This window comes from Micropruina sp. (assembly GCF_047606365.1).
GTDB lineage: Bacteria > Actinomycetota > Actinomycetes > Propionibacteriales > Propionibacteriaceae > Micropruina.
Genome location: NZ_JASGEN010000117.1, coordinates 1 through 6,850 on the forward strand (window position 1 = coordinate 1; position 6,850 = coordinate 6,850).

At 67.9% G+C, this 6,850-nt stretch carries 7 protein-coding genes; 5 read left to right on the forward strand and 2 right to left on the reverse strand.

Annotated features, from left to right (window positions below; translation table 11 throughout):
- A partial coding sequence (locus QM624_RS13940) for a L,D-transpeptidase family protein (protein WP_415092819.1) occupies positions 1–784 on the forward strand: 784 nt, incomplete at its 5' end.
- Between the two features lie 328 nt (positions 785–1,112).
- On the opposite strand, the gene QM624_RS13945 is transcribed toward QM624_RS13940, so the two are convergent.
- Both QM624_RS13945 and QM624_RS13950 read right to left on the reverse strand, forming a co-directional pair.
- Positions 1,113–1,826, reverse strand: coding sequence for a transposase (locus QM624_RS13945; RefSeq protein ID WP_415092821.1), 714 nt, complete (start codon positions 1,824–1,826; stop codon positions 1,113–1,115).
- Between the two features lie 283 nt (positions 1,827–2,109).
- Complete coding sequence (locus QM624_RS13950) at positions 2,110–2,835, reverse strand: IclR family transcriptional regulator (protein ID WP_264701618.1); 726 nt, start codon at positions 2,833–2,835, stop codon at positions 2,110–2,112.
- 94 nt (positions 2,836–2,929) lie between these two features.
- On the opposite strand from QM624_RS13950, the gene leuC reads away from it, so the two are divergent.
- From leuC to QM624_RS13970, 4 genes are all read left to right on the forward strand, one after another.
- Positions 2,930–4,327 (forward strand): 3-isopropylmalate dehydratase large subunit, encoded by a 1,398-nt coding sequence (gene leuC, locus QM624_RS13955; protein WP_415092824.1) that lies wholly within the window; start codon positions 2,930–2,932, stop codon positions 4,325–4,327.
- Between the two features lie 11 nt (positions 4,328–4,338).
- Positions 4,339–4,944, forward strand: a complete 606-nt coding sequence (gene leuD, locus QM624_RS13960) for a 3-isopropylmalate dehydratase small subunit (RefSeq protein WP_415092826.1) — start codon at positions 4,339–4,341, stop codon at positions 4,942–4,944.
- Between the two features lie 182 nt (positions 4,945–5,126).
- Positions 5,127–5,900: a lysophospholipid acyltransferase family protein gene (locus tag QM624_RS13965; RefSeq protein ID WP_415092828.1), complete on the forward strand. Its 774-nt coding sequence runs from the start codon at positions 5,127–5,129 to the stop codon at positions 5,898–5,900.
- Positions 5,901–6,014: 114 nt separating this feature from the next.
- Positions 6,015–6,850 (forward strand): D-alanine--D-alanine ligase (locus QM624_RS13970; protein WP_415092830.1); only part of this gene is annotated, 836 nt, incomplete at its 3' end.

Genomic DNA, 6,850 nt, shown 5'->3' on the forward strand with positions numbered 1-6,850 from the left:
CGCGCCCACAGGGAGCGAGTCGACGCCCGCGCCGCAGCCGAGCGTTTCGGCGTCCACCCCGCCCGCGACCCCCACGCCGCCGCCCGATCCGCTGGCGCATCTGAGCGCCAAGAAGCGCAAGCAGTTCAAGGCCTGTCTGCCCAAGACGGTGCGCGCCGGGTCGTCCGGCGATTGTGTGACGCTGCTGCAGAGCGAGCTGAAAGAGGCCGGCTTCTACCCCTGGTCGAAGACCCGCTATGTCGGCGTGGCCGGTGCGAACGCGATCCTGAACTACCAGCGCTCCCGCGGTTTGGACGCCGACGGCTGGGTGGGTAAGTCCACCTGGCTGGCGCTCGCCACCAACGCGCCGACGGTCTCCAAGGAACTGCCGAAGACCTGCTACACCAAGGGCGTCGTGCTCTGCGTCGACCAGGCGCACCGCACCCTCACCTGGCTGAAGAATGGCAAGGTGGTGAAGAAGTTCAAGGTCCGGCTCGGTGGCTACGCCCAGCACGCCAAGACCCACATCTGGCGCAACTTCCCGACCGCGAACGGCACCTGGAAGGTCTACGACAAGCAGGTCAACCCGTACTCGGAGAACTACGGCTCCGGCGCCATGCCGTACAGCACGATGTTCTACCCGGACATGTACGTGCACTACTCGCCCGGCTTCAACAGCCAGGGTTACTCCCAGTCCAGCCACGGCTGCGTGAACATCCGCAAGCTCAGCGACGCGATCTGGATCTTCAAGAACACCCCGATCGGCGCCAAGGTGCACATCTTCTCCCCGAAGGCCACCGCCTGAGGGTGGGGGACGGTTCCCCCTCGTGCGATTCCCGCACGTCGGGGGACGGTTCTTTCACGTTCGAAGTTCGCACGTTCGGGGACGGTTCTCTCACGTTCGAAGTTCGCACGTTCGGGGACGGTTCTTTCACGTTCGAAGTTCGCACGTCGGGGGACGGTTCTTCCAGATTCGAAACTCGCACGTTGGGAGACGGTTCTCGAGAACTGAGGTAGAGAACCGCTGCTCATTGTGGGTCGAGACTCTCGGACCTCCCTGGCAACGGGTTGCGACAGCGCAACCAGCGAGAGGCGCCGTCGATCAGCGCTTTCTCAGCTGCTGTCCCACCCGCCTACGTCCCGGCGGCTTGGAGCTTTCGCACGGCGTAAAGAGTCAGGCCGGTTGTCACGGTGATTTGCGCATACCGGACGCCCCTCGTCCGGAGTTCTTTGACCGTCCGTCGTCGGACCGATAGCGGGAGATCCTGAAATTCCGCCGGCTGAGAGGCTCCGCAGATCTCCCGAAGGAGGTCTCCGACCTCGGCTCGGGTGGGTCCGCTCTGCGGCCGTCCGAGGAACTTCGCCCGGGACGCCACCGTGGTCGTGGTGTCCAGCTGGCGAAGGCTGCCATCTGGGACGAGCCTCTCCAGCTCATCGTTGTCGACCAGCCCTGACGTCTCGCCCAACTGGCGCCGGCTGCTCCATTGGTAGTCCTCCGCGCAATCCGTCAGACCCGCCTCCACCGGATTGGCCCATACATAGCGAAGAAGAGTCAGAAGGTACTCGTCGGTATCCACCGGCCGACTTCTGAAGCGGTCCTGGAACAGGTGCCCGACACGTCCGTATTTGCGGTTGAACCAACTGGCGTAGCGGACGCCGAGTCGCTTCATCACCGTGGCCAGCGGCTCGCGGGTCGTGCGGATGACGAGATGAACGTGGTTGGTCATCAAGCAGTAGGCGAGCACCACACATCCGGAAGCGCTCTTGGTGACGCGGAGTGCTCGGAGGAATCGTTCGAAGTCTTCGTCCTCCAGGAAGATCGCATCTCGATTCACGCCCCGAAGCATGACGTGATAGATGCCGGACTCGGCGAGTTGTCGAGCGTGACGAGTCATGGCACCTCCGGTTCGTGGAGGCATGAGCCTACGGAGCAGTTGTGCCGGGGACGAGTGGTCCGCGGCAATCTGTGGATAACTCCGCCTGGGGCCGCTGATCGCACCCCATGGGCGATCGGCGGCCCTTGTAAAAGAACCAGAGAACCGTCCCTCCGCTGTGCGAATTTCGCACGCCGAAGAACCGTCCCCGGATGTGCGAGATTCGAACGAGGGAGAACCGTCCCCGAAGGTGCGGTTAGCCCTCGGCGCCGGAGCGGCGCAGGACCTCGCTGAGGCGCTCGGCGGCGGCCATCACAGCGGGCGCGTGCAGGCGTCCGGGCTGGCGCGAGAGACGCTCTATCGGGCCGGACACGCTGACCGCGGCGATCACCTTGCCGGACGGCGACCGCACCGGCGCCGACACCGAGGCGACACCGTTCTCGCGCTCACCGACGGACTGGGCCCAGCCGCGGCGCCGGACGGTGGCCAGCGCCACCGCGGAGAAGGACGAGCTGAGTAGCCCGCGCTGGATGCGCTCCGGGTCCTCCCAGGCCAGCAGCACCTGGGCGGCCGAGCCGGCGGACATGGTGAGTTGCGAGCCGACCGGGACGGTGTCGCGCAGGCCGGCCGGACGCTCGGCGGCCGCGGCGCAGACGCGCATATCGCCCTGGCGGCGGAACAGTTGCGCCGATTCGCCGGTGATGTCACGCAAGCGGGCCAGCACTGGGCCGGCGGTGGCCAGCAACCGGTCCTCGCCAGCCGCGGAGGCCAGTTCGGTGAGCCGTGGGCCCAGCACGAAACGCCCTTGCAGGTCGCGGCTGACCAGACGATGATGTTCGAGGGCAACAGCAAGTCGGTGCGCGGTCGGTCGGGCCAGTCCGGTTGCGGTGACCAGTCCGGCCAGGGTCGTCGGACCCTGTTCCAGAGCGGTCAGTACCAAGGCCGCTTTGTCGAGCACTCCCACGCCACTAGAGTTGTCCATAGTACGATACTGCCGTCTCGAATCATGATATGCAAGCGTTTGCGGCGTATTGTGGCGCGAGCCGTTCATCCGCATGCCAAATCTGGGAGGCAGAATGGGCAAGACCCTGAGTGACAAAGTGTGGGAGAACCACGTCGTCCGCAGCGCTCCGGGGGAGCCCGACCTGCTCTACATCGACCTTCATCTGGTCCATGAGGTGACCTCCCCGCAGGCCTTCGACGGCCTGCGGATGGCCGGTCGCAGCGTGCGTCGCACCGACCTGACGATGGCCACCGAGGACCACAACACCCCGACGCTGAACATCCTCAGCCCGATCGCCGACCCGGTCAGCAAGCTGCAGGTCGACACCCTGCGCAACAACGCCAAGGAGTTCGGCGTCCGCATCCATTCGCTGGGTGACAAGGACCAGGGCGTGGTGCACATCATCGGCCCGCAGCTGGGCCTGACCCAGCCCGGCCTGACCGTGGTCTGCGGCGACTCGCACACCTCGACCCACGGCGCCTTCGGCGCGCTGGCGTTCGGCATCGGCACCTCCGAGGTCGAGCACGTGCTGGCCACCCAGACCCTGCCGCAGGCCCGGCCCAAGACGATGGCGGTCAACATCAACGGCACCCTGGCCGACGGCGTCACGCCCAAGGACGTGGTGCTGGCGCTGATCGCCAAGGTCGGCACCGGCGGCGGCCAGGGCTATGTGGTCGAGTACCGCGGCAACGTCATGCGCGAGATGAGCATGGAGGGCCGCATGACGATCTGCAATATGTCGATCGAGTGGGGCGCCAAGGCCGGCATGGTCGCGCCCGACGAGACCACCTTCGCCTACCTGAAGGGACGCCCGCACGCCCCGTCCGGCGAGGACTGGGACGCCGCGGTCGAGTTCTGGAAGACCCTCTACACCGACGAGGACGCCGTCTTCGACGTCGAGGTCGACCTGAACGCCGACGAGCTGACCCCGTTCGTGACCTGGGGCACCAACCCGGGCCAGGGCGTGCCGCTGGGTGCCGCGGTGCCCACCCCGGAGACCTTCACCGACCCGGTCGACCGGGCCGCCGCCGAGCGTGCGCTGGAGTACATGGCCCTGCAGGCCGGGACGCCGATGCGCGACATCCGGGTGGACACCGTCTTCCTGGGCTCCTGCACCAACGGCCGGATCGAGGACCTGCGTCTCGCCGCCTCGGTGATCAAGGGCCGCCGGGTCGCCGACGGCGTCCGGATGCTGGTGGTGCCGGGTTCGGCGCGGGTCCGGCTGCAGGCCATGGAAGAGGGCCTCGACCAGGTCTTCAAGGACGCCGGCGCCGAATGGCGTGAGGCCGGCTGCTCGATGTGCCTGGGCATGAACCCCGACCAGCTGGCGCCCGGTGAGCGCTCCGCGTCCACCTCCAACCGCAACTTCGAGGGCCGCCAGGGCAAGGGTGGCCGCACCCACCTGGTGTCGCCGCCGGTGGCCGCCGCCACCGCCATCCGCGGCACCCTGTCGTCCCCCGCCGATCTGTAAGGAGCAGCACGATGGACAAATTCGACACCCACGCCGGGGTCGCCGTTCCGCTGCGCCGCAGCAACGTCGACACCGACCAGATCATCCCCGCGGTGTACCTGAAGCGGGTCACCCGCACCGGTTTCGAGGACGGCCTGTTCGCCGCCTGGCGCAACGATCCCGACTTCGTGCTCAACAACCCGGCCTACACCGATGGGTCGGTGCTGATCGCCGGACCCGACTTCGGCACCGGCTCGTCGCGCGAGCATGCCGTCTGGGCGCTGCAGAACTACGGCTTCAAGGTCGTCATCGGCTCCCGGTTCGGTGACATCTTCCGTTCCAACTCGGGCAAGGCCGGGCTGCTGATCGCCGTGGTCAGCCAGGACGTGGTCGAGCAGCTCTGGGCGTTCGTCGAGGCGAACCCGGGCGCCAGCGTCGAGGTGAGCCTGGTCGACAAGAAGGTCATCGCAGGTGAGAACTCCTACGACTTCGACATCGACGACTACACCCAGCACCGGCTGCTCAACGGCCTGGACGACATCGGCCTGACCCTGCAGCACGCCGACCTGATCAGTGCCTTCGAGGCACGTCGGCCGTCGTTCCTGCCGCGCACCCAGCCGGCGCGTACCGCGGGCTGACCCTGCCGGTTGACTGCCGTCTGATCGCCTAGTCACCCCCTGATTAGGGGCGCTAGGCAGGGTCGGGCGGCAGGCTCCGTGCGGGCTTTGTTGCAGTTTGGACACGTCCCGCTCCGGGCTGCTGCCCGGCGCCTAGGACGGCCAGTAATCTGGGGCGACCCAGCCCCCGTAGGAGTCCGAAAATGTCCCGCGCAGCACTGTCGCTCTCGGCGGCGAACGATGCGCCTGCGGAGCCGCTGTTCCGCACACTCGCCGGGCTGGTCGGGCCGGTGCTACGGGTGGTCACCAAACAGGACTGGCGCGGCGGCGAGAGGCTGCCGCGCACCGGTCCGGTCATCGTGGTGACCAACCACATCTCCAATTTCGATCCGGTGGCGCTGGGTCACTTCCTGATCTGGCACGGCCGCTGGCCGAGGGCGCTGGCCAAGAGTGAGCTGTGGCACCTTCCGGTGGTGGGCTGGCTGGCCCGGTCGCTGGCCCAGATCCCGGTGGAACGCCGGACGCCGCGCGCCGGAGAATCGCTCGCCGCCGCCGCCGAGGCACTGACCCGGGGTGAGTGCGTGGTGATCTACCCGGAGGGCACCATCACCGCCGATCCCGACGGCTGGCCGATGACCGGTCACCCCGGCGCCGCCCGGCTGGCCCTGCAGACCGGCGTGCCGGTGGTGCCGATCGGGCAGTGGGGCCCTCACCTGGTGATGCCCGGACGCCGCGCCTCGGTGCCACGGCTGCTGCCGCGCTCGACGATGCAGGTGCTGGTCGGCGATCCGGTGGACCTCGACGACCTGTACGACGCCAGCGACTCCCCGACGGCCGCCGCCGAGGGCAGCATGCGGATCATGGACGCGATCACGGAGTTGGTCGGCGAACTGCGCCGGGAGACCCCGCCCAAGGACCGCTACGACCGGCGCGCCGGGAAACGGATCCCCCGGGACTGGGCCGGAGAGGTCGTCTGACCGACTCTCAACAGGTCCTGGATCGATTCACACCCCCGATCGGCGTGGTGGTGTGCCGTCCCAGGCGGACGCGCCCGTTAGGGTTCGGTGGGACGGCCGAACGCAGGAGGAAACATGACTCAGCGCACCCGGGTGGGCATCATCTTCGGGGGCACCAGCTCCGAGCATGACGTGTCCTGCATGACCGCCGGCGGGGTCGCGCGAGCCATCGACACCGATCGCTTCGAGGTGGTCGGCATCGGCATCACCCCGGCGGGCCGCTGGGTCCAGGTCGACGCCGACGAGTTGCGGGAATTGTACAAACAGGGTGACGAGCTGCCGCGGCTGGACGAATCCAGGCCGACCGCTGTGCTGCTGCCCGGAGCGGACGGCGCCGGCGCCCGGGTGGCCACCATCGACGGCGACCGGCTGGTCGACGTCCGGCCCTTCGACGTCGCGTTCACCCTGCTGCACGGACCCTTCGGCGAGGACGGCACCATTCAGGGCATGTTCGAGATGCTCGGGGTGACCTACGTCGGCTCCGGTGTCGCGGCCAGCGCCAACGGCATGGACAAGGACCTGATGAAGCGGACGCTGTCGGCGTCCGGGCTGCCCGGCTGCCGGTTCGTCACCATCACGGCACGGCAGTGGAGCCAGGAACGCGAGGCGTCGCTGGAGCGGATCGCGGCGCTCGGCTACCCGATCTTCGTCAAGCCGGCCCGTGGCGGTTCCAGCATGGGGATCACCAAGGTCGACACTCTCGAAGAGCTCGAGCAGGCGGTGCTGTTCGCGCAGAAGTTCGATCCGAAGCTGGTCATCGAGGAGGGTGTGCTCGGCGCCCGCGAGGTGGAGTTCGCGGTGCTCGGCGGACGCGGGGGAGCGCCCCGGGTGTCGCTGCCGGGCGAGATCGTGATGCGCACCGACGGCGCCTTCTACGACTTCGAGGCCAAGTACGTCTCCGACGACGACGC

What these genes read in the sequence shown, in the direction of transcription:
- QM624_RS13950 (WP_264701618.1), bottom strand. Translation starts at nt 2,835, where the DNA reads ATGGACAACTCTAGTGGCGTGGGAGTGCTCGACAAAGCGGCCTTGGTA.
- leuD (WP_415092826.1), top strand. Translation starts at nt 4,339, where the DNA reads ATGGACAAATTCGACACCCACGCCGGGGTCGCCGTTCCGCTGCGCCGC.
- QM624_RS13965 (WP_415092828.1), top strand. Translation starts at nt 5,127, where the DNA reads ATGTCCCGCGCAGCACTGTCGCTCTCGGCGGCGAACGATGCGCCTGCG.
- leuC (WP_415092824.1), top strand. Translation starts at nt 2,930, where the DNA reads ATGGGCAAGACCCTGAGTGACAAAGTGTGGGAGAACCACGTCGTCCGC.
- QM624_RS13945 (WP_415092821.1), bottom strand. Translation starts at nt 1,826, where the DNA reads ATGCTTCGGGGCGTGAATCGAGATGCGATCTTCCTGGAGGACGAAGAC.